17 protein-coding genes are annotated in these 23,025 nt (G+C 64.3%); 6 read left to right on the forward strand and 11 right to left on the reverse strand.

Going from position 1 to position 23,025, the window contains the following annotated elements; genetic code table 11:
- Positions 1 to 26: 26 nt before the first annotated feature.
- On the reverse strand, positions 27 to 1,148 hold the full coding sequence (locus BLQ92_RS00705; RefSeq protein ID WP_090680543.1) for a porin: 1,122 nt from the start codon (positions 1,146 to 1,148) through the stop codon (positions 27 to 29).
- A gap of 414 nt (positions 1,149 to 1,562) precedes the next feature.
- Between BLQ92_RS00705 and BLQ92_RS00710 the strand changes: the two genes are divergently transcribed.
- The 4 genes from BLQ92_RS00710 to BLQ92_RS00725 all read left to right on the forward strand — a co-directional run bounded on the left by BLQ92_RS00710 (position 1,563) and on the right by BLQ92_RS00725 (position 8,648).
- A complete protein-coding gene (locus BLQ92_RS00710) occupies positions 1,563 to 2,468 on the forward strand; it encodes an N-formylglutamate amidohydrolase (protein WP_425194886.1) in 906 nt (301 codons plus the stop codon).
- A gap of 25 nt (positions 2,469 to 2,493) precedes the next feature.
- Positions 2,494 to 3,258, forward strand: a complete 765-nt coding sequence (locus tag BLQ92_RS00715) for an IclR family transcriptional regulator (protein WP_090680546.1) — start codon at positions 2,494 to 2,496, stop codon at positions 3,256 to 3,258.
- 31 nt (positions 3,259 to 3,289) lie between these two features.
- The gene (locus tag BLQ92_RS00720; RefSeq protein WP_090680547.1) at positions 3,290 to 4,798 is read left to right on the forward strand and encodes a YfcC family protein; all 1,509 of its coding nucleotides are present in this window, start codon (positions 3,290 to 3,292) and stop codon (positions 4,796 to 4,798) included.
- A 256-nt stretch (positions 4,799 to 5,054) separates the two neighbouring features.
- The gene (locus BLQ92_RS00725; protein WP_090680549.1) at positions 5,055 to 8,648 is read left to right on the forward strand and encodes an indolepyruvate ferredoxin oxidoreductase family protein; all 3,594 of its coding nucleotides are present in this window, start codon (positions 5,055 to 5,057) and stop codon (positions 8,646 to 8,648) included.
- A 37-nt stretch (positions 8,649 to 8,685) separates the two neighbouring features.
- On the opposite strand, the gene BLQ92_RS00730 is transcribed toward BLQ92_RS00725, so the two are convergent.
- Positions 8,686 to 9,381, reverse strand: a complete 696-nt coding sequence (locus BLQ92_RS00730) for a copper homeostasis protein CutC (RefSeq protein ID WP_090680551.1) — start codon at positions 9,379 to 9,381, stop codon at positions 8,686 to 8,688.
- Positions 9,382 to 9,505: 124 nt separating this feature from the next.
- Entirely contained in the window at positions 9,506 to 10,783 is a 1,278-nt protein-coding gene (locus tag BLQ92_RS00735; protein WP_090680554.1) for a sensor domain-containing phosphodiesterase, read from the reverse strand.
- 499 nt (positions 10,784 to 11,282) lie between these two features.
- On the opposite strand from BLQ92_RS00735, the gene BLQ92_RS00740 reads away from it, so the two are divergent.
- Positions 11,283 to 12,950, forward strand: coding sequence for a Na+/H+ antiporter (locus tag BLQ92_RS00740; RefSeq protein WP_090680555.1), 1,668 nt, complete (start codon positions 11,283 to 11,285; stop codon positions 12,948 to 12,950).
- Positions 12,951 to 13,010: 60 nt separating this feature from the next.
- Here the strand turns inward: BLQ92_RS00740 and BLQ92_RS00745 are convergent, their stop codons facing one another.
- The 4 genes from BLQ92_RS00745 to BLQ92_RS00760 all read right to left on the reverse strand — a co-directional run bounded on the left by BLQ92_RS00745 (position 13,011) and on the right by BLQ92_RS00760 (position 18,603).
- Positions 13,011 to 14,318, reverse strand: a complete 1,308-nt coding sequence (locus BLQ92_RS00745; RefSeq protein WP_090680558.1) for a solute carrier family 23 protein — start codon at positions 14,316 to 14,318, stop codon at positions 13,011 to 13,013.
- Between the two features lie 131 nt (positions 14,319 to 14,449).
- Positions 14,450 to 16,015 carry a methyl-accepting chemotaxis protein gene (locus BLQ92_RS00750; protein ID WP_090680561.1) on the reverse strand — a complete coding sequence of 522 codons (1,566 nt, stop codon included), beginning with the start codon at positions 16,013 to 16,015 and terminating at the stop codon, positions 14,450 to 14,452.
- 323 nt (positions 16,016 to 16,338) lie between these two features.
- Positions 16,339 to 16,956, reverse strand: a complete 618-nt coding sequence (locus BLQ92_RS00755; protein WP_090680563.1) for a DUF2239 family protein — start codon at positions 16,954 to 16,956, stop codon at positions 16,339 to 16,341.
- A gap of 135 nt (positions 16,957 to 17,091) precedes the next feature.
- A complete protein-coding gene (locus BLQ92_RS00760; protein WP_090680565.1) occupies positions 17,092 to 18,603 on the reverse strand; it encodes a sensor domain-containing diguanylate cyclase in 1,512 nt (503 codons plus the stop codon).
- Between the two features lie 396 nt (positions 18,604 to 18,999).
- Between BLQ92_RS00760 and BLQ92_RS00765 the strand changes: the two genes are divergently transcribed.
- Positions 19,000 to 20,403 (forward strand): GGDEF domain-containing protein, encoded by a 1,404-nt coding sequence (locus BLQ92_RS00765; RefSeq protein WP_090680568.1) that lies wholly within the window; start codon positions 19,000 to 19,002, stop codon positions 20,401 to 20,403.
- Between the two features lie 22 nt (positions 20,404 to 20,425).
- On the opposite strand, the gene BLQ92_RS00770 is transcribed toward BLQ92_RS00765, so the two are convergent.
- The 4 genes from BLQ92_RS00770 to BLQ92_RS00785 are packed head-to-tail and all read right to left on the reverse strand — an operon-like array spanning position 20,426 to position 22,832.
- Entirely contained in the window at positions 20,426 to 21,142 is a 717-nt protein-coding gene (locus BLQ92_RS00770; protein ID WP_090680569.1) for an NAD-dependent epimerase/dehydratase family protein, read from the reverse strand.
- Entirely contained in the window at positions 21,139 to 21,327 is a 189-nt protein-coding gene (locus tag BLQ92_RS00775; protein WP_090680571.1) for a hypothetical protein, read from the reverse strand. Before BLQ92_RS00775 ends, BLQ92_RS00770 begins: the two co-directional genes overlap by 4 nt.
- 11 nt (positions 21,328 to 21,338) lie before the next feature.
- Positions 21,339 to 22,202 (reverse strand): oxidoreductase, encoded by an 864-nt coding sequence (locus tag BLQ92_RS00780; protein ID WP_090680573.1) that lies wholly within the window; start codon positions 22,200 to 22,202, stop codon positions 21,339 to 21,341.
- 57 nt (positions 22,203 to 22,259) lie between these two features.
- Complete coding sequence (locus BLQ92_RS00785; RefSeq protein WP_090680576.1) at positions 22,260 to 22,832, reverse strand: TetR/AcrR family transcriptional regulator; 573 nt, start codon at positions 22,830 to 22,832, stop codon at positions 22,260 to 22,262.
- Positions 22,833 to 23,025 lie beyond the last annotated feature (193 nt).

The raw sequence follows: 23,025 nt of genomic DNA on the forward strand, positions 1-23,025 counted from the left end.
CTCGCGCGCCTGCGGCACCTGCAAGCCTAGAACTTGTGGCGAACACCCACCACGCCAACCACCTGGGTGCGCGTGCTCGATGCATTGCTGATGCCTTCGATGTCGGCCACCGCATTCGACGATGCACGTTGGTAAATGGCGTTCACATACAGGTCGGTACGCTTGGACAGGAAGTACTGCAGGCCCGTGCTGGTCTGCAGGTAGTGCACGCTCGGGTTCACGCTCTGTGTCGAATGAACCTGCGTGTACGTCTCGCCGATGGCGAAGAACAACGCCGGCGTGAAGCGATAGCGGAAGCTGCCTTCGTAGTTGTTGAAACGCTCCGAGGCGCCGCCTTGCAGATTGAACAGCGAGGTCGTGTAGAGCAGGCCGAAGGTGGCATTCGCATAGTCGTAGGTGCCGCCCGCGCCCCAGATCTGCTGCTTCGTGATGCCCTTCAGGAAGGTGTAGTAGTTATCGGAGGGAATCGCGCCGGTGGTGTCGAGCGCCGGGTTGTCGAGCACCACGTAGGCTACGCCCAGGTGCAGCGGACCCGTGCCGTAGGTGCCGCCCAGGCTCCAGCTACGGTTTTGCGCGAAGTTGGTCTCGTTGGAGAAGCCATACATGGCGTTGCCCTGGAAGCCGGCAAGGGTCGGCGTCACGTACTTCACCGAGTTGTCGGTGCGAAACGAATTGTTCAGGTCGTCGGTGTCGAACGGGTGCAGCGCATATTGCGTGAGCGAGATGCTCGCGCCAATCTGCAGCGGCGCCAGCGAATCCTGCGCCGCGTTGTACTGGCGGCCCATCGTGAAGGTCCCCCAGCGGTCGTTCGATAAGCCCACCCACGCCTGACGCCCGAAGATGCGCCCGTTCTGGCTGGCCGCGCCGGTTTCGATGTTGAAGCCGTTTTCCAGCTTGAACACCGCGCTCGTGCCGCCGCCCAGGTCTTCCTTGCCCAACAGCCCCCAGCGCGTGCCCTGCTCGTTGCCGCCGGTCGCCTGCCAGGTCGAGCTGCCCTTCTGATTGTTCGTATAGGTGATGCCGGAATCGACTATGCCGTACAGCGTCACGCTCGACTGCGCCATTGCGTGAGCGCACAGCGCCGCCCCCATCCCCGCCCCTGCCAACGCCTTGACCACGCGCCGCTTCACCAAACCTTTGCTGTCCATCTTCGTTGTCCTTGTCTTGTCGTGGTTGAGTTGCACACCGGCATCCCGCGAAGCCTCGTCTATCGACGCCGATTCACGTTGTTTTATTGAATGAAACAACGTATTGTTTATTATTCGAATTGCAAAAAGTGAGCGTCAAGCTGTTGGTAAATTTCTGGTTAGCACCCATTGACAGAAATTTCGGCAGGGCTGGGTTTTACCTGATAAGACGCGGCAAATCCTTATCCAGAAAGGCGTCTATGAGAGAGGGTCCATGCAGTGCGGGTTTCAGCGTGTCACTTGACCGGCAATATCGTTCGGCGTTAAATATTGATACGCTGTTTTATTTAATAAAACACCCGAGACGCGTAACCCCGGTAACGAAGCGCTTTAAGGCCACTTCAAGACGCCCCGTCCGCCTGAAAGGAATCTGTTTTGACGTTCGAGAACAACACTCCCGCACCCCATGCGAAGCCGGCGGACCTGCTGGACGCGCCGTTCTTCGTCACCGAGCCCGCGGGCGCGCGTCTGCCGATCGTGTTCGACTCGCCGCACAGCGGCATCGCCATGCCAGCGGACTTCGACACCATCGCCTCGCGCGAGGCGCTCCATACCTCATGGGATGCCTTCGTCGATGAATTGTGGGCGGCCGTCCCCGAGCATGGCGGCGTGCTGATCGGTGCGCACTTCCCGCGTGCTTACATCGATGCGAACCGCGCCGTCACCGACATCGACGCGCAGTTGCTGACCGAACCGTGGCCCACCCCGCTTGCGCCGCAAAAGTACACGCTGCGCGGCATGGGCCTGATCCGCCGCGACGCGTTGCCGGGCCAGCCGATGTACGGGCGCAGGTTGTCGATTGCCGAAGTGCAGCATCGCATCGACGCGTATTACCGGCCCTACCGCGCAGCGTTGCACGACGCCGCCAAACGGGCGGTCGCACAGCACGGCGCGCTGTGGCACGTCGACTGTCATTCCATGAAATCGCGCGGCAACGAGATGAACGTCGACGCGGGCGAAGCGCGCCCGGACTTCGTCATTAGCGACCGGCTCGGCACCACCGCGGACCCGGCCTTCACGCAGTGGGCCGCGCAATACTTCAGCGCCGCCGGCTACACCGTGCAGGTCAACGAACCGTATCAGGGGGGCGACCTGCTGACTGCCGTGAGCAATCCGGCAGAGCGCCGCCACAGCATCCAGATCGAACTGAACCGCGGCCTCTACATGGACGAGAGCAGGTTCGTGAAGCATGCCGGCTTCGCCGCCCTGAAAAACAACCTCGACGCATTCGTCGCTGCGCTCGCCGAATACGTGCGCGCGCAACTCGCTACGTCCGCCTGAAGTCCCTGCATTGAAGGAGCAAGCCGTGAACTACATCGTCGATTCCGTGGACAGCGCACTCAAGATGCTGAGCCACGTCGCCGAACATCCGGGCCTCGGAGTCACCGAACTCGCGAACCAGCTTGGCATCAACAAATCGCGCGCCTACCGGATGCTGTGCACGCTCGAACTGCACCGCTTCGTCGTCCAGGACACCCGCTCGTCGACCTATGCGCTCGGCCCGCAGGCGTTCGTGATCGGCGTGGCCGCTGCGCAGCAGAACACGCTGGTGCGCTCGGCGCAAAAGCACATGCTCGCGCTCAACCAGGCGATCAACGAAAACGTCGTGCTGCGTGTGCGCGAAGGCCTGGAGACGGTCTGCGTGGCGCGTTGCGAAACCACCCATGAGATGCGCACGATCGGCTCGGTCGGCAATCGCCGTCCGCTCAACTCGGGCGCCTCGGGCAAGGTGCTGCTCGCGTTCGCACCCGATGCCGTGAAGACCGAATACCTCGCACGCCTGAAGAAACTGCCGCAACCGCCTGACCTGATGAAGCTGATCGAAGAACTCGATTCGGTGGCCCGCAAGGGCTATGCGGTGAGCGTCGGCGAGGTGACGGCCGGGGCCGTGGCGATCTCGGTGCCGGTGCGCGATATGACCGGCAATGCGGTCGCGGCGATCAGCGTGTCGGGTCCGGAGATGCGCATCAGCCGGGTGGAGATTCCCGACTACCTGGAGCGCTTGCAGGCTTGCAGCCGCACGATCTCCGCCGAGCTCGGTTACACCGTGCCGCAATCCAGTGCCGCTTAACCGGCCTGACAAGCATCCCAGGAAGCAGCCCATGACCACCCTCGCCCCATCCGCCGATACCGCCCGCGCTCACGGCGGCCCCGATTCCGACCCGAGCAGCCAGGAAAGCGGCGCAGGAGGCACAGGCAATAGCCACGACGAAAAGAAGCCGCACGGCAAGATGCTGCATCCGGTGGTGATGACGATCTGGGTCGTGCTGGCCGCCGTGGCGCTCACCTATCTGATCGACGCGGGCCAGTTCGAGCGCAAGGACAAGCTGGTCGTGCCGGGCACCTATCACGTGGTGCCGAAGACGCAGAGCGTCGCCACGCTGTTCGCACCGGCCGTCACCCAAAGCACGCCGCAGCAAGCCGCACCCGCGAGCCTCGTGTCGGCGTTCGTGGCCGTGCCGAACGGTCTGATCAAGAACGCGCCGCTGATCTTCATGGTGATGTTCGTGGGCGGCATGTTTGGGGTGATGCGCAAGACCGGCGTCGTCGATGCCGGCATCGACCGGCTGCTGCAGCTCACCGCCGGCAACGTGTACATGCTCGCGCCGCTGCTGATGGTGCTGATCGGACTCGGCAGCACGCTGCTCGGCTTCATCTCCGAATACCTCGTGATCATTCCGATGGTGATGGTGCTGGCGCGCCGGCTCGGGCTGTCGAACCTGTTCGCGGTCGGCCTCGTGGCGATTGCGGCGAAAGTCGGGTATATCGCTTCGGTGACCAATCCGTTGTCGCTGGCGGTCGCGCAGCCGATCGTCGGCGTGCCGCTGTTTAGCGGTATCGCCATGCGGATCGGCGTGTTCGTCGTGTTTCTGACACTCGGCATCCTCTATCTGCTGGTTCACGTGCGCCGCAGCGGCTACCGGCGCGCCACGGCGCAAGCCAGCCTGCAAGAACATCCGCAGGTGAAGCTGTCGGGCCGTCACAAGGCGACGCTAGTGGTGCTGGCAATTGCCGCTGCGATGCTGGTGATCGGCACGCGCGAACTGCGCTGGGGCAACGTCGAACTGTCGGCGTTTTATGTGCTGATCAGCATCGTCACCGCGGCAGTGGGACGGCTCGATTCTCGCAGCGCCGCCGACGCGTTCGTCGACGGCATGAAGGGCATGATCCTCGCCGGCCTGCTGATCGGGCTCGCCGCATCGGTTGAACTGATCTTGCAGAACAGCCTGGTGCTCGATACGCTGATCGATCATTTCACGCGGCTGGCGCGCGGCCAGTCGGCGGTGTGGGTCGCCAACGGGCTGATGGCGGTGCAGATGGTGCTCGACGTCTTTATCCCGTCCGTGTCGGGCAAGGCCGCAGTCAGCATGCCGATCATCGGACCGATCGCGCAACTGTCCGGCGTCAGCGGCCAGACCTCGGTGCTGGCGTTCGTGCTGGGCGGCGGCCTCACCAACCTGGTCACGCCCACCTCCGGCATGCTGCTCGCATACCTGGCGACGGCGCGCGTCGGCTTCGGCCAGTGGCTGAAGTTCATCCTGCCGCTGTTTGTGGTGCTGCTGCTGTTGTCGGGCGGCGCGTTGGCGCTTGCGGTTTGGACGGGGTACTGACGTACCGAAAGACGGTTCGGCGGCCCCCACCGAGCCCTCGCGCCGGGTACAAGGGTATTCCCGTACCCGCGCAACACCCGGCAGATCTATCTCAAAAGATTGCGAATTCGCAAAACACTTCGCTCCTGCGGGCGAGGAAACCCGGAAACTAGCAAAAATTTTCTCTAATCGGCGCTAAAAAATAGAGTCTCTTTCGAGTCGAAGCCTTTGTGGTCCCCATCCACTTCGCTCGAGTGCATAAAAACGGAGACTCACCATGACCGCTCGCTTGCCCATCGACGGCACGCCGGCTCTCGCCGATTACAAGCTGTCCGATAACCTCACCGCCACCCGCGGCCGCATTTTCCTCACCGGCACGCAGGCGCTGGTGCGCCTCGTGTTGATGCAACGCGCGCTGGACAAGGCACGCGACATGAACACCGCCGGGTTCATCAGCGGCTATCGCGGCTCGCCGCTCGGCATGGTCGACCAGCAGTTGTGGAAGGCGAAGAAACTGCTCGCGGCGAGCGATATCCGCTTCCTCCCGGCGATCAACGAGGAACTGGGCGGCACCGCCGTGCTCGGCACGCAGCGGGTCGAATCGGACCCGGAACGCACCGTGGAAGGCGTGTTTGCGATGTGGTACGGCAAGGGCCCGGGCGTCGATCGCGCCGGCGACGCACTCAAGCACGGTAACGCCTACGGCTCGTCGCCGCACGGCGGCGTGCTGGTGGTGGCGGGCGACGATCACGGCTGCGTCTCGTCGTCGATGCCGCATCAGAGCGACTTCGCGCTGATGTCCTGGCATATGCCGGTGGTGAATCCATCGAATGTCGCCGACATGCTCGAATTCGGCCTGTACGGCTGGGCGCTGTCGCGGTTCTCGGGCGCGTGGGTCGGCTACAAGGCGATTTCGGAGACGGTCGAATCCGGCTCGACGGTCGATCTGGATGCGCTGCAAACCGAGTGGACCGTGCCGCAGGATTTCGTCGAGCCCGCCGGCGGCCTGCATAACCGCTGGCCCGATCTGCCGAGTCTCACCATCGAAGCGCGGCTTGCCGCCAAGCTCGACGCGGTGCGCCATTTCGCGCGCAGCAACAGCATCGACAAATGGATCGCGCCGAGCCCGCATGCGAATGTCGGCATCATCACCTGCGGCAAGGCGCATCTGGATCTGATGGAAGCGCTGCGGCGCCTCGACCTCACCGTCGCCGATCTCGAAGCGGCGGGCGTGCGGATCTACAAGGTCGGGCTGTCGTTCCCGCTGGAGATGACGCGGATCGACACCTTCGTCGAAGGTCTCTCCGAAGTGCTGGTGATCGAGGAAAAAGGCCCGGTCATCGAACAGCAGATCAAGGACTACCTGTATAACCGCCAGACCGGCGCGCGTCCTGTCGTCGTGGGCAAGTATGCGCAGGACGGCTCGCTCTTGCTGTCCTCGCTCGGCGAGCTGCGCCCCTCGCGCATCCTGCCCGTGTTCGCGAAGTGGATCGCCCGGCACAAACCCACGCTCGATCGGCGCGAACGCGTGGTCGATCTGGTTGCGCCGCAAATTCTCTCGAACGCCGCCGATGCGGTGAAGCGCACGCCGTACTTCTGCTCCGGCTGTCCGCACAACACCTCGACCAAGGTGCCCGAAGGTTCGATCGCCCATGCGGGGATTGGCTGCCACTTCATGGCCTCGTGGATGGAGCGCGATACCACCGGGCTAATCCAGATGGGCGGCGAAGGCGTCGACTGGGCCTCGCATTCGATGTTCACGAAGACGCGCCACGTGTTCCAGAACCTTGGCGACGGCACCTATTTCCACTCGGGCATTCTGGCAATCCGCCAGGCGGTCGCGGCGAAAGCCACCATCACCTACAAGATTCTCTATAACGATGCGGTCGCGATGACGGGCGGCCAGCCGGTCGACGGCAGCATCTCGGTGCCGCAAATCGCACGGCAGGTGGAAGCGGAAGGCGTCTCGCGCTTCGTCGTGGTGAGCGACGAGCCGGAGAAGTACGACGGCCATCACGACCTGTTCCCGAAGGGCACGACGTTTCACCATCGCAGCGAACTCGATACGGTGCAGCGGCAACTGCGCGATACCGACGGCGTCACGGTCCTGATCTACGACCAGACCTGTGCGGCCGAAAAGCGCCGCCGCCGGAAGAAAGGTGAGTTCCCCGATCCGGACAAGCGTCTCTTCATCAACGAAGAGGTCTGCGAAGGATGTGGCGATTGCGGCGTGCAATCGAACTGCCTCTCGGTCGAGCCAGTCGAAACTGCGCTAGGCCGCAAGCGCCGCATCGATCAGTCGTCCTGCAACAAGGACTTTTCGTGCGTGAACGGCTTCTGCCCGAGCTTCGTAACGATCGAAGGCGGCAAGCTCAAGAAGGCTGCGGGTGCGGCATTCGATGCTGCGGCGCTGGCGGCGCGCGTCGATGCGTTGCCGGTGCCGGCGACCCAGCTCGATGCCGCACCGTACGACATTCTGGTGACAGGCGTGGGCGGTACAGGTGTCGTGACGGTGGGCGCGCTGATCAGCATGGCGGCGCATCTGGAGGGCAAGAGCGCCTCTGTGCTCGACTTCATGGGCTTTGCGCAGAAGGGCGGCTCGGTGCTGTCGTTCGTGCGGTTTGCCGCGCGCGACGAGTGGCTCAACCAGGTACGTATCGATACGCAACAGGCCGACGTGCTGCTCGCCTGCGACATGGTGGTGGGCGCGAGCTCCGATGCGCTGCAGACGGTGCGACATGGCCGCACGCGGATCGTCGTGAATACGCATGCGATTCCGAACGCGACCTTCGTGCAGAACCCGGATGCGAACCTGCACGCGGATGCGTTGATCGACAAGATGCGCCATGCCGCAGGTGAGGAACGCATGTCGTCCTGCGATGCGCAGGCGCTGGCGACCCGTTTCCTCGGCGATACGATCGGCGCCAATATCCTGATGCTCGGCTTCGCGTGGCAGCTCGGTCTCGTACCGGTGTCGTTCGGCGCGATGATGCGCGCGATCGAATTGAACAACGTCGCCGTGCAGATGAATCAACTGGCGTTTTCGGTGGGCCGTCTCGCGGCGGCCGATCCGGCGGCGCTCGAAGCGCTGTGGCAGGCGCGGCATGCAGCAGAACAACCGCTTCGCATCGATACGGTAGACGAACTGATCGCGCATCGCGAAGGCCGCCTTGCAGTGTATGGCGGTGAGGCTTACGTGAAGCGCTATCGCGCGCTGGTGGATGCGGCGCGGCGTGCCGAAGCGGGTATCGGCGGTGCTGCGTCAGGCGAGCGGGTGACGCGCGCGGTGGCGACGACTTTCTATCGTCTGCTGGCTGTGAAGGACGAATACGAAGTAGCGCGCCTGCATACGGATAGCGCGTTCCGTGCCTCGCTCGAAGCGCAATTCGAAGGCGTGGCAGGCAAGGACTTCGGCGTGAAATTCAATCTCGCGCCGCCGACGTTGTCACGCCCGCAGCATGGTGCGACGCCGGTCAAGAAGACCTTCGGTCAGTGGCTGTGGCCGGTGCTCGGCACGATGGCGAAATTCCGCGGACTGCGCGGCACGATGCTCGATCCGTTCGGCCGCACGCTCGAACGCCGGATGGAACGCGAACTGGCCGGCGACTATGAAGCGACGATGCAAAAGGCGTTGGCAAAGCTCGATGCGACTAACGCTGAAGAGATCGCCAAGCTGGCGGACCTGCATGCTCGCGTGCGTGGTTATGGGCATGTGAAGCTGGCGAATCTCGCGGGTGTGAAGCGTAGCGAGCGTGAGCTGGCAGCGCGTCTGAACATCGAGGCGGCCACCGGCGCGGCGGTCAAGCAAGCGCTTGAGGAAGCGAAGGGCGCTGGGACGCTGCGGGGGATTCCGGTGGTGGTGGCGAAGTAAGTGTGTGGCGGTGCGCGCTGCTGCGGGCGAGGTTCGATTAGAGCAACGCCCGCACTCGCGCCACCTTCTGCGGATCCACCGGCGCCAGCCCATTCCCGCCTACCCGCACGCCTGAGCCGAAGTGCACCGCGCTGACCTGCGCCGACTGTACAAACCCGGCCACCGCGTCGACCGTGAGACCCGCACCGGCCAACACTGTGCAGTGCGAACCCGCCGCCTGCTTCACCAGCGCGCGAATCTTCTCCTCGGCTTGCAACACAGATGGCTTGCCGCCTGAGGTCAGCACATTCGTCACCGCCTCAAAACCCAGCAGCACGTCCAGCGCCTTGGACAAATCACGCGTTTCATCGAACGCACGATGGAAGGTGATCGCCAAACCATCCGCAGCGTCGACGGCGCGGGCCAAACCCTCGCGGTCAATTTCACCGCCAGGCGTCAGCATGCCGATCACCACACCATTCGCACCCGCCGCTGCAACTGCGCGTACGTCACGCAGCATCACCGCATAGTCATCGGCGTCGTACACAAACGACCGGCTATGCGGACGGACAATCGCATTCACGGGGATATCCACGGCCGCCACCACCGCTTCGATCAACCCGAGGCTGGGCGTTAAACCGCCCTCGCCCATCGCGGTGATCAACTCGAGCCGGTCGGCTCCCGCCTGCGCGGCGACCCGCGCATCGGCAACCGTGGTGGCGATGACTTCCAGCAAAACGTGGGTTTGGGACATGGCAGCAGATCGGTGTCGTTAAAACCGACATGATCGCTCAAGAAAGCGCCGGACCGCCCCGAGTGTTCCGAGTGTTCGTTTACTCCTCGGGAAGCCCGGCGCAAAACGTCCGGTTCGCCGGCGTTTAGAACCGCTCTTCATCCACCCAGTCGATATCGCCGCACAGCACGCAAGTCTGCTCACCGACATGCGTCGCCACCGACAAGGTCACGCACGGCAGCGCCTCATTGATCGACAGATACGGCCGCGTCACATGTACGCGCTCCGGTGCGTTGATCGCGGCCCGGAAATACGGCCGGCGCAACCAGTTCGCCCCTTGCGCATCCGCCAGCGGCAGAAAACGCGTCTCATGCGCGGCGCGATCGGCGCGCAGCACCACATTGCGGCCGGCCTGACGTCCCTTCGCATCGAGCAGGAAGCAGCGCGCTGCGTGATCGAGCGCGAGGAAGTTCCAGCACACCTCGTCGAGCGGCTCACCGGCCGCGAGCCGCTCCGCCGCCCGCTCGAACGCGCGAATGTACGGCGCGAGGCGGCTCGCATTGCGCCGCTCGCGCTCCTCGGTCTGGTGGCGATAACGCTCGGTGACCTCGCTGATGCAGGTCACCGCTTGCGCGCTATCCGCCGCGCCCGGGTTCGGCCGGCCGAAGAAAAAACCCTGTACGAAATCGGCGTCGCAGGCGAGCGCCATCTGCGCCTCATGTTCGGTTTCGACGCCTTCGATCAGCACCAGCTTGCCCGCTTCATGCAACAGCGCGACGAGGCCCGGCAGAATGGTCGCCATATCGGCGCGATGCGCGGCATGCGAGAGCATGATGCGGTCGAGCTTGACGATGTCCGGGTTCAGTTGCCAGATCCGCTCGATGTTCGAATGCCCGGCGCCAAAATCGTCGAGCGCGATCAGGAAACCGAGTTCGCGGAACTTGCGCACCGCTTCCGCGAGACGTTCGAGATCTTCCGCGCGTTGTTCCAGCACTTCGAGCACGATGCGCCGTGGCGACAGATCGAGCCGCCGCAGGTTCGCGAGCAGCGCGGCGGCGTGATAAGGGTCGGTCAACGCCCCCGGGTGGACGTTCAGAAACAGCCACTCCTTCTCGGCGCCAAGCACCTTGAAGTTCTCCAGATGCAGCGCCTGGGCGAGCCGGTCCACCTGCAGCACGTCACCGAGCCGCGCTGCCTGGCCGAATACGTCGAGCGGCGACACTGGCCGGTCGAGTGCATCGTGGGCCCGCAGCAATCCCTCGTAGCCGACCGCCCGCATATGCGACAAACTGAAGATCGGCTGAAACACACTCGTCAGCTCCAGATCCCCATGCCGCACCGAGTACCGTTCGAGCCCCGAAGTCACACTCAACTCGAAGCCGTGCGGTGCGGCGGCGGTTCTTTCCTGTTGCGCAATCGTCATGCATTCCTCTCACGCGAGAGCCGGGCCGGTCCGAACGCGGGGGCGAACAACCTCGGCGCCGTTTCTCAAAATGTGCGTCATCGGCACTCCTTAAGCAAGCTCCGTGCGCACGCTGCCGCACCTTCCGGCGAACTTTGTATGCGTAACTGCAGCGGTTGAAGCCAGCGCCGGTGCGTCCGCGCACACAACGCACCAGACCGGTGCAAACATCTCAGCCGGGAAGCGCTATTTGGGGGCATACGCAGCGCCGCTTGTCGTGTCCTGTTGGCGGCCCATGGCCGACGACCGGCCCCCGCTCCCAGCCCACCCCAGGCAGCGCATGCCTCGCTGCAAACGCCGCGCCGCCCAAGCGTCGCCTCGGGCTAAACTCCCACCTTACGTTTGTTAATGTCTGCGCATTAGCTGCCCGCTCCGCCTCCCGCCGCATGCGCGCGCTTCGCGAACCGGTCTCCCGGTCCGCAAGGGGCAAGGGCTTGCCGCCTCTCTTTAGACGAGTCAGATGGAAATTGTCTTCACTGTCCTGATCCTCCTACTAGCGGTCGCCGTCTCCGGTGTCGGCATCCGCGTGCTGCCGTTCAAACTGCCGCTGCCGCTCGTGCAGATCGCCATCGGCGCCCTGCTCGCCTGGCCGAGACTGGGCCTGCACGTCACGTTCGATCCGGAAATTTTCATGATGCTCTTCATTCCGCCGCTGTTGTTCGCGGATGGGTGGCGCATCCCCAAGCGCGAGTTCTTCATGGCGCGGCGCTCGATCCTGCTGCTCGCGCTCGGGCTCGTGTTCATGACGGTGCTGGCAGTCGGCTATTTCGTGCACGCGCTGGTGCCGGCGATCTCCTTGCCCGTCGCCTTTGCGCTTGCCGCCGTGCTGTCGCCGACCGATGCGGTCGCGCTGAGCGGCATCGCCGGCAAGAACCGCATTCCGGCGCAACTGATGCATATCCTCGAAGGCGAGGCGTTGATGAACGACGCGTCGGGTCTGGTCGCGCTGAAGTTCGCCATTGCCGCTGCGTTGACGGGCGTGTTCTCGCTGCGCGATGCCTCGCTCAGTTTCGTGATCATTGCCGTGGGTGGACTGGCGACCGGCGCTGCCGTGAGCTGGCTGTTCGGCGTCGCGGCAACGCGCTTCCTGAACCGCACGGAGGAGGGCGATCCCGCGCCGGGTGTGGTGATGACCCTGCTGATTCCGTTCGCGGCTTACCTGTTCGCCGAGCACTTCGGCTGGTCGGGCATCCTCGCCGCGGTCGCGGCAGGAATGATGATGAACTACACCAGCATCGCGAATGCCGGTGCGGTCTCCGCACGCATGCGCGGCAACAGCACCTGGACGATGATCGAATTCGTCTTCAACGGCATGGTGTTCATCCTGCTCGGCCTACAGTTTCCGCATATCCTCGGCCGCGCGCTGATCGACGCACACGAGACCAGCAACGAGCAGATGGTCTTGCTGATCGGCTATATCGCGGCGGTGGCGCTCGCCCTGTACGCGCTGCGCTTCGTCTGGGTCTGGCTGCTGCGCTGGCACGCGAGCCGCGGTGCGGCGAAGCGGGGCATGGAGAGCGCGGTGCCGGGGCTGCGCACGGTGACGGTGACGACCGTGGCCGGAGTGCGCGGCGCGGTGACGATGGCGGGTGTGCTGTCGTTGCCCGAGGCGTTGCCGAACGGGGTGGCCCTGCCGGGCCGCGACCTGGCGATCTTTATCGCCTCGGGGGTAATTCTGTTGTCGCTGCTGGTGGCGGTGATCGGGCTGCCACTGCTGCTGCACGGCTGGCGGCGCGGGCGCGATCCGCATGCGGCCGAGGAGCAGCATGCCCGCAAGCTCTCGGCGCAAGCGGCGATCCGCGCCATCGACGAGCTGCACGAAACCGCCAGCGCCGATCTCGACGAATCGGCCTCCGCCTATGCGGCGGACGTGACGGCGCGCGTGATGGATATCTACCGGCGTCGTCTCGCGACGCTCGGCGACGAGGGCACCCCGCCGAGCGAACAGGCACGTCGAGCGGAGGCGCTAGAGTTCCAGATGAAGCTGGCCGCGATACGGGCCGAGCGCGCGGAACTGCTGTCGTTGCGCAACGCGCAAAAGATCAATGACGAGACGCTTAACAAGCTGATGCGCGAGACGGATCTGTCGGAGACGACGCTGATCGCGCGAAGCGGAGCACGGGCCTGAAGGCCGGCATGCACCAGCCAGCTTTTGCTTGCCTGGCTGGCCACTCGCTTCGCCTCGCACCTAAACCGCCGGTTGCTGCGCGGGCTTGCGGCGCAGTAACGCGTACAGGATGATCGCGCCGAAGGAAGCGGTACCGATGCCGCCGAGCGCAAAGCCGCCCAGCTTCAGCGAGAAGTCCCCGGCGCCCAGCACGAGGGTCACGGCCGCGACGATCAGGTTGCGGTTGTCGGAGAAGTCCACCTTGTTGACGACCCAGATGCGCGCACCCGTCACCGCGATCAGGCCGAACACGACGATCGATACGCCGCCTAGCACCGGTCCCGGAATGGTCTGGATCACCGCGCCGAACTTCGGCGAGAAGCCGAGCACCAGCGCAATCGCCGCAGCGATCACGAAGACCAGCGTCGAGTAGATTTTCGTCACGGCCATCACGCCGATATTTTCCGCGTAGGTCGTCACACCCGTGCCGCCGGAGAAGCCGGAGACGATGGTGGCCAAGCCGTCGCCAAGGAAGGCGCGGCCCACGTAGCGGTCGAGATTCTGGCCGGTCATCGCGCTCACGGCCTTGATATGGCCGAGATTCTCTGCAACGAGGATCACCGCGATTGGCGCGAGCAGCGTCATGGCCTGCGCGTTGAACACCGGCGCGGTGAAATGCGGCATGCCGAACCAGGCGGCGTTGGCGACAATGGAGAAGTCGATCGGCTTGCCCATGCCGAGGCCATTCGTGACGATCGCGTAGATCACGTAGGCGGCAAGCAGGCCGACCAGAATCAGCAAGCGCTGCAGCATGCCGCGCGCAAACACGGCGACCGCGGCAACGCACAGCACCGTGACGAGCGCCATCCACGAATCGAAGTTGCTGCCGCTCACGCCCTTGACTGCGATCGGCGCGAGGTTCAGCCCGATCACGCAGACGATCGCGCCGGTCACGAGCGGCGGCATCAGCGTCTCGATCCATTGGGTGCCGACGGCCGAGACGATCAGCCCGATGATCGCGTACACCACGCCGCACGCGATGATCCCGCCGAGCGCCACGGGGATGTTCAGATTCGGGCCGTGTCCGCCGTAGCCGGTCACGGCGATCACGAGGCCGATGAAGGCGAAGCTCGAGCCGAGATAGCTCGGCACGCGCCCGCCCACCACCACGAAGAACAGCAGCGTGCCGATCCCCGACATGAAGATGCACAGGTTCGGATCGAAGCCCATCAGCAGCGGTGCGAGCACCGTCGAGCCGAACATGGCGACGACGTGCTGGATGCCCATCGCGAACATCTGCGGCCAGGCAAGCCGCTCGTCCGTGTTGACGACACGGCCCTCGGCGGCGCTCGGCTGCTTGCGCCAGTGGGGGAAATAGGAATCGGCCATGGCGGGGGTTCTCCTCTAATCGGCGCGTTGTGTTGTTTAACGCGTTTTTCAACGCATTTTTCAGGTTACGCGCGAGTGTACGGAGACCGCCAGGCCCTGACAAGCGAAGTCGTGGAGGCGTTGCAGCGTACTCAGGCGCGGCGCGCCTCGAGCGCGAACACCGCCACCGCCGTCTTTAGCTCACGCGCCTGGTCCGCCATCGAAGCGGCAGCCGCGGCTGCCTGCTCGACCAGCGCGGCATTCTGCTGGGTAACCTGGTCCATCTGTGCGACCGCGCGGTTCACCTGTTCGATGCCGGTACTCTGTTCGTGCGACGCAGCAGAGATCTCCCCCATGATGTCCGTCACGCGCTGCACGGCGTGCGTGACTTCGGCCATGGTCTGGCCGGCGCGCTCGGCGAGCGCCGCACCGCTGCCGACGCGAGCGGTGGAGTTGTCGATCAGCTCCTTGATCTCTTTGGCGGACAGCGCACTGCGCTGCGCCAAAGAACGCACCTCGCCCGCCACCACCGCGAAGCCGCGGCCCTGCTCGCCGGCACGGGCCGCTTCGACGGCCGCGTTGAGCGCCAGAATGTTGGTCTGGAACGCAATGCCCTCGATCACCGCAATGATGTCGGTCATGCGCTGCGAGCCTGCGGCGAGTTCTCGCATCGTCTCCACTACATCGCCCACCAGACCACTGCCGCGCGCCGCCACCTCGGAGGCGCCATGCGCGACGCCACTCGCCTGCTGGGCGTTGTCGGCGTTCTGCCGCACGGTGGCGGTCAGTTGCTCCATGCTCGAAGCGGTTTCCTCCAGCGAGGCGGCCTGCTCTTCCGTGCGTTGCGACAGGTCGGTGTTGCCCTGGGCGATTTCGCCGGAGGCGAGCAGGATCGACTCGCTTGACACGCTGATGCCGGAGACGATGCTGGCCAGCCGGTCGCGCATGTTGCGCAGTGCGAAGAGAAGACTCTGGGTGTCGCCGGCGCGCATATCGACCCGCACGCTCAGGTCGCCGTCCGCGATCCGGTTGGCAATCTCCGCGGCATAGCCCGGCTCGCCGCCGAGTTGCCGCGCGAGGCGTCGCGCGATCAGCCAGGCGAGCAGCATGCCGGCCACCAACGCGCCAAGCACCAGCGACGACAACACGATGCGCATCTGCCGGTAGCTGGCTGCGGCCTCGGCCTGCGCCTCGCTCGCCTGCTGGCGGCGGTAGTCGATCACCTGCACGATGCGATCACGCAAGGCTTCGCTCGACGCGATCGCGCGCCGCACCAGTTCCTTGTTGTCGACACCGGCCGGAATCGGCTCCTGGCCAATCTGCTGATGCACGATCTCTTCCCACACGGCCGACTTGTTCAGCACTTCCTCGAACAGCGCCTCGCCCTTAGGGGTGGACAGCGTGGCCCGATAGCGCTCGTAGGCGTCATGCATGCTCTTGAGCGAGGCGACGATATTGGCGTCGAGGCGCTGGCGCCCCGCTTCGTCTTCGGCGTAGCCAAGATTGGCCGCCGCGAGGTCCGCGTCGATCTTGTTGCGATTCGCCTCTTCCATCCAGTAGAGGCCGTCCATATGCCGGCTGCTGATCGCGTCGGTCAAGTCATGCATCGACGACAGCGTCATCAGGCCGGTGCCCCCCACGACCGCGCAAAACCCGATCACGATCGCGAAGGCCAACAACAGGCTTTTCAACACCGTCATGCGCTCGAACCACTTCATGTCCCCATCCCCTTTCATAGAAAGCGCCCTTGCTGCGGCGACGGTGCGCGCTTAAACGCGTCCAGTTCTATTACGGCGGGGGACTCCCTGACTTAACGTGCTAATCATGGGAATAACCGGGACAGGATATTGAAAGACTCAGCCCGCAAGCCGGTTGCCCGCAAAGCCGCGTGGGCATTGGGATTTGTCTGATTTAACGGGGGCGGCCCGCTAGCTAAACTGGCTTTGCTGCGTGACCCCATGAATTGCGCATGCGATGTTGTAACTCTCCGACTTTCCGCTCACGCTCCCCAGTGTGAGCGGCTTTTTTTTGTCTGCGCCTCTTACCCCTCGCCAAATGCCCCTGCGGCCAGCCGCTCCGCGTACTCCCGCACATCGACAGGCCACTGCGCCATTGATGCCTGAAAGCGCGCCCGGTCCGCTGCGAACAGCGCCCGAGTGGCTTCTTCATAGTCGGGCAGATTGCCGGCCAGCGCGGTCATGAAGCGATAGGTGGCTTCCTGTGCGAGACGCATACGGTCCTTGTCGTCACCTGCAAGGCGCGCCGCTTCCACCAGCTTGCGCAACACCACCGAGGCCCCGCCTGACTGGCTGTTCAACCAGTCCCAGTGACGCGGCAACAGCGTCACCTCGCGCGCCACGACCCCGAGCCTCGGGCGGCCGCGACCACGAGGCGCATCTTGATCCGCGGACTCCGCGGCTTCTTCGGCACTCGCGGTGCTGCCGCTGGGTTCGCCCGCCAGCCTCGCCAGCACGTCGGCATCCGAACCGCGCAGATCGAATTCGACGGGCTGACTGGTGAGATCGTCGAAGACCAGCACCGGAGCTTGTTCACCACGCTCGATCACCTGCTTGACCGCCAGCGCGACCTCGGCGCGCGCGCCGGACGCGATCCGCCGCAAACCCTCGAAAGCGGTGCAGGTAGTAGGTTGGAGTGTCATCGCGAAAATCCTTAACGGTCAATTTTCGCAAATTATATCCGGGTAAAATTTGAATCGCAATATCACCCGGGTAAAATATCGGCTGCAGCGACGAGGGATGGCGTTCGCACACGAGCGCGGCGCGCCGCCAGCCGGCTAATGGCCCGGTTGCGTCACCATCCCCGGCTGTTCGGCGCGCTCTGCGACCGGGTAGCAAAGAATGCGATTACGGCCGGCATCCTTGGCGTGGTAAAGCGCCGAGTCGGCGGCATTGACGAAGGCCCGGTAAGTCGAGAACCGATGGTTCGCGGTACTGGCGATACCAATGCTGATCGTCAGCACATGATGCGCGCTGGACACGTGGCGCATCTGGAGCGCCTGCACCGCGGCGCGGATCTGCTCGGCGATCTGCGCGGCGCCAATGCCGTCGGTGTCCGGCAACAGCACGGCGAACTCTTCGCCGCCATAGCGCGCCGCCACATCGTCGGGACGCCGGACGTTGCCGTCGATGCAGCGCGCCACCGCCACCAGCGCATCGTCGCCTGCCGAGTGCCCATACAGATCGTTGAAGCCCTTGAAGTTATCGACGTCGAGCAGCAGCATCGACAGCGGCCGCCCGGTGCGCAGCATCGCCAGCCACGCCTGCTCGGCGCGTTCCTCGAAGGTGCGGCGGTTGTTCAGCCCGGTCAACCCGTCCGTACGCGCCAGTACGCGCAAGGCTTCTTCCATTTGCTGACGGCGCTGCAGTTGTTGCGACAGCAGGACGGCGAGCGCGATGATCGTGATATCGAGCGCCGCCATCAGCGAGCCGATAATCCATGCGCGGCGCCGCCATCCGGCATAAATGTCGTGCGTCGAAATCGCGACATCGAGTATCAGCGGGAAACGGTCAATATGGCGAAACGCATACCAGCGCTCCACGCCGTCGATCGCCGCGGTACCGAAGAATTCGCCGCTGTCCTGTTGGGTAAAACGGGTGTAGTTCGCGGTGCCTGCCAGATGAATGCCGATGATCTTCGGGTCGTAGGGACGGCGCATGAGCATCGTGCCGTCCGCGAGCATCAGCGCCATCGAACCGCCGCTGCCGAGGTTCATGCCCGCGAACAGGCGCTGGAAGTAAGTGAGCCGCATCGTGCCGACCACCACCCCGGCGAAGCTGCCATCCGGGTGCGAGAGGCGCCGGCTGAGCGCAATGGTCGGTCCGGCGGCGCTCAGCTTCGGCAGGAACGGATGGCTGACGTACAGCCCAACGCTCGGCGAGTTGCGATGCACGAGGAAATAGTCGCGATCGGCGGCATTGATGTGCCGCGGCGTCACGGACTGCGAATCGAAGATGGCGTTGCCCGCTTCGTCCAGAACCAGCATTGAGCCCAGGTCCTGTGCACTCAGCGAACCGTCGAACAGCACCATCTGCCGCAGCGCCGGGGGCAAGGCCATCACGCCGGGCTGTTTGAGCCCGGAGATCACAGCAAGCAAGGAGAGGTCGTACAGTTCGAGGTTGCGCGCCACATCGCGCTGGACCAGCAAGGAGACGTTTTCGGCCGAGTCCTGGGCACGCCGCAGGGCGTCCGAACGCATTTGCGCCAGCACCCAGACGGTGATTGCGAGGATCGCCGCGGCTAGTGCGATGCTGATGACAATCACTGCGTTCGGTCGGCGCGTCATCATGTCTCTGGTTGTTCTACACCTGCGCGAAGGCCTGCGCGCGTTATCGGAGAGTGCGACTTCTTGCGAATCCAGGGACCGCGCCAGACCAGCGTCGGGAGCCAGCCATACAGGCAGTCGCGTGGGACATTAGCGTAACAGACACTGGGGTGCGATGAACCATCCGACCGGCCGGTCTTGTCATTAGTCTTCGTCATGTCTGGATATCGGCGCGGTATGGCTCCAGGTTGAATGCAGGCGGCATAGCGCATACCCGTTTCCTATTTTGCGTGCTCGGGCGCGACGCTAGCTATACTGGGCATAAAAGCTGAAGAATAGGCGAATCGCAGTCGTCTGACGCTCGCGCACGATAGCGAGCGCTGCTACGCTCGGTCCTGCCGACCTCAGGAGAGAAGACTTATGACCGCAAGCGTCGTGGTTGATGAGCCGTCAGCAGCCGTACAGTGGGTCACCCGGGTCTACGTGGGCCTGCTGATTGGTGGCTTTGCGCTGATGCCGGCCTACCTGATCGCTTACCTCTATGTTTTCCAGAGCCCCGCGCTGACGTTCGAGAACCACGCCTTTCACGAGCTCGCCATTACGGCCGCGACGCTCGAAGGGCTGTTCGTCGCCTATGTGTCCTGGCGCTGCTATCAGTCCTCCGGCGAGCCGCTCTTGCGCTGGCTCACGCTCAGCTTTCTGGCCTTCGTGCTGATCTACGCCCTGCACGGCGCCTTCACCGGCATGGCGCACCACAATATCTGGCTGTTCCTGCTATACGGGCCAGCCTCGCGGCTCGCGATGGCGGCGCTGCTGCTGGTCGCGCTGCTGGCCTGGCATCAACCGCCCGACCCCACGACGGTGCGGCGCGCCCCAAGCCGCTGGCTCGGATGGATCGGGTTGTTCGTGTTGATCGACGCGGCAGTGGCTGTGATCGCCTATTCTCCAGTGGCTAGCAATATCGCGGTGCGCGTGACGATGGAGGGCGGCGCACTGGTGCTCTCGAGCGTGAACGTCGCGGTCATGCTGGCGCGGCGGATCCGTTCGCCACTGATGAAGATTTTCGGCATCTCGGTGACGTCGTTCGCGCTATCGTCGCTCGCCTTCATTCTGGCGCGGCCATGGAATCACATGTGGTGGCTCGCCCACGCGATCTTCGCAGCCGGTTTTTTCCTGCTGAGTTACGGCGTCGTGCAAGCGTTTCGCACCACCCGTTCATTCTCGACGATCTACAGCCAGGAGGAGTTGATGGCGCGCCTCGCCGAAGCCATGGCGCGTACCGAGAGTGCGCTGCAGGAGCTCAAGCGCACCAACCTGAAACTCGAGCATCTCGCCGCCACCGATCCGCTGACGGGCGCGGCCAACCGGCGGCAGTTCATCGAAATGGTCGATGCAGAGATTACACGGGCGCGGCGCGGTGGCGCGCCGTTCTCGCTGCTGGCGCTGGATCTGGACCACTTCAAGGCGATCAACGACTCGTACGGACACCAGGTCGGCGACGAGATCCTGCGTGGCTTCGTGAAGAAGTGCCTTGATGCGATCCGGCCATACGACGGCGTCGCGCGGGTCGGCGGCGAGGAGTTCATGGTGCTGTTGCCGCAAGTGGCATTGGGGGTAGCGCAGTCGATCGGCGAGCGGATTCGCGAGGCGATTGCCAATGGCGTGTTCGGCGGGCAATTGGGCGAGTCGGTGCCGCTCACCGTGAGTATCGGCGTGTCCCAGTTCGGGCCCGACGGCGACACCATCGACGCGATCCTGCGTACCGCCGATGAGCGGCTTTACCGGGCCAAGCACCTGGGCCGCAACCGGGTGATCGCCACGTAGTCAGCGCCCCGGCTGCGCGCAATCATCCCGCGCGTGGCGTGAGCGGCGGCGTCCCCGCCGCACCGTCCGCACCACGGCACAGCGCGCCGATCTCAGCCTGCTCCACCACCGCCCGGTTGGCCACGCCGCGGCGCGCCACCGCCAGCATCGCGCGCCCCACCTCTTCGGTGGTCACGATATGGCTGGGCGCGACGGCGTGCAGCAACGCCATCAACGGTTTCAAAACCTGGTAAAGCAGGTGGTACAGACGCGTCTTTGACCGAACCCCATGAAGCGGCTCGATGACGCCCGGACGGAACAGATAGACCGCCCGGAACGGCAACGCCTTGAGCGCGTTCTCCGTCTTGCCCTTCACGCGGGCCCACATGCTGCGGCCCTGCTCGCTGCTATCGGTGCCGCTGCCCGAGACGTAGACGAAGGTCATCTGCGGGTTGAGGCGGGCCAGCGTGCGTGCGGCCGCGAGCGTCAGGTCGTAGGTCAGGTGGCTATAGTCCGCCTCGCTCATGCGGAACGACGATACGCCGAGACAAAAGAAACACGCGTCGAAGCCCTGCAGCGACGACTCGATGGCGCTGTAGTCGAACAGGTCGCGGTGGACGATTTCGTGCAGGCGTGGGTCCAGTTGACCGGTGGGCGAGCGTCCCACCGTCTGCACGGACTCGACGTCGCCGGCTCGCAGGCATTCGCGCAGCACGCCCTGTCCCACCATGCCGGTCGCACCAAACAACAACACTCTCATGACAGATGCTCCGTTTGGGTGCTGGGCCTACGAACCTTGGTCAGCGTTTCAGAGATGTCCCACAGGCGCGCAGCGACCGCGAGGTCCCGCGCTCGCGGCGCGATCATGGCCACGCCCGGTGAGCCCGCGATCACCGCAAGACGCCCGCTCTGGCGAGGGATGTCGTCGGTGCTCCAGTTAGCCATGTTGCTCGTCCTCAGGGTTGCGGGAACTCAGGCAGCGCCGCCGGGGCGGCAAAATCCGTCGCCAGACTGACCTGGCGCCATGTTTCGCCGCTTGCTACGCGTGCCTTGTCGGCTGCCTCGAAATACTGCAGGGCGTCGCTGCCGAGCAGCAGATGTACCGGAGGTTGCTCGTGATACGCAAGCTTCAGCACAACCTCGGCCACTTTCGCCGGGTCGCTCGTCTCGTTGCCGGCGTGCTGGCCGAGCAACTGAACGATCGCGCCAACAGAAGGAGCATAGTCCTCCAGGATGTCCGGCACCGCGCTGCCTGCTTCGATAGCCCACTCGGTTTTCATGCCGCCCGGCTCGACGGCGGTGACCTTGATGCCGAGCGGCGCCAGTTCCTGGCTCATCACCTCGGTGAAGCCGCTGACAGCCCATTTGGCCGACTGATACGCGCTGAAGCCGGGCATGCCGATGCGGCCGCCCACCGACGAAATGTGGATGATGTGGCCACTGCGCTGCTGCCGCAGGACGGGCAAGGCCGCGCGCGTGACGCTGACCACGCCGTAGAAGTTGGTGTCGATCTGGGCGCGGAAATCTTCCTCGCTGGCCTGCTCGAACGGGGCGAGGTGGCCGAAGCCTGCGTTGTTGACGACCACGTCGAGGCGCCCGAACGCGTCCACTGCCGCTTGCACGGCAACGCGCGCAGCGGCGGAATCGGTCACGTCCAGCGCGACTGCGCGCACCTGCTCGCCGAATCGCTCGACCAGATCCGCGAGGTGGCGGGGATCGCGTGCCGTTGCAACCACGCGCTCGCCCGCCGTCAACGCCGCTTCGACGATGTTGCGCCCGAGTCCGCGAGCGCTACCGGTAACCAGCCAGACTTTTGCCATGATGCATTCCTCTCCATTAGTTGAGTGCTTAATCACTCATTTACCACACAAAAACCTTCAAGTTTTGGCGACGGCATGCCAGAACGCCTCGAAGCCTGCGTCGCGGTAGCGCCCCGCCTGCGCGGGATCGCGTTCGATAAATTCCATCGTGGTGTCCGCGAGCGACCCCATGATCGCCGCCACGAAGGCCGGCGGCTGATCGCGCAGCACGCCACTGGCAATGCTCGTCTCCATCATCTCGCTGACGTCGGCAAATGCCTCCAGGCCAATCGCCCGGGTCTGCTCGCTCAGGCGGTCGGAAACCGCCAGTTGGGTGACGGCCCGGCGCTTGTCCGGAAAGGCGACGCCCCAGTCCACGTATTGCTGCCACACATACCGCGCGCGCTTCTCGACGCTCTCGGATTTCGGGTAGGCCGCCATCATGACTTCACGCATGTCGGACTTGATGTCGAGATACAACTCGTTGAGCAGCACGTCCTTGCTTTCGAAGTAGGTAAAGAGCGTGCCTTCCGCCACGCCCGCGACCTTGGCGATCCGCGCGGTGGGCGCGCCGAGCCCCTGCTCGGCGATCACCTGAGCGGCTGCGGCAAGGATGGCGTTGCGTTTGTCTTCGCTTTTCGGACGGGCCATGCGAGATACTGATTCGACGCAATAAATGAGTGACCACTCAATCTTAATCACCTGAATCGGGTTGTTCAAGGGAAATTTTGCGAGGGCGCGTTTGCGAGGGCGTGATGACGATCCGTCCTCCGATCGTTTCATCTGCTCGACGGTGCGCATGGCGCGAGATGAAAGACACTTGAAATGTCCTGATGATTCAGCG

It is taken from the genome of Paraburkholderia phenazinium (assembly GCF_900100735.1).
GTDB classification, from domain to species: domain Bacteria; phylum Pseudomonadota; class Gammaproteobacteria; order Burkholderiales; family Burkholderiaceae; genus Paraburkholderia; species Paraburkholderia phenazinia.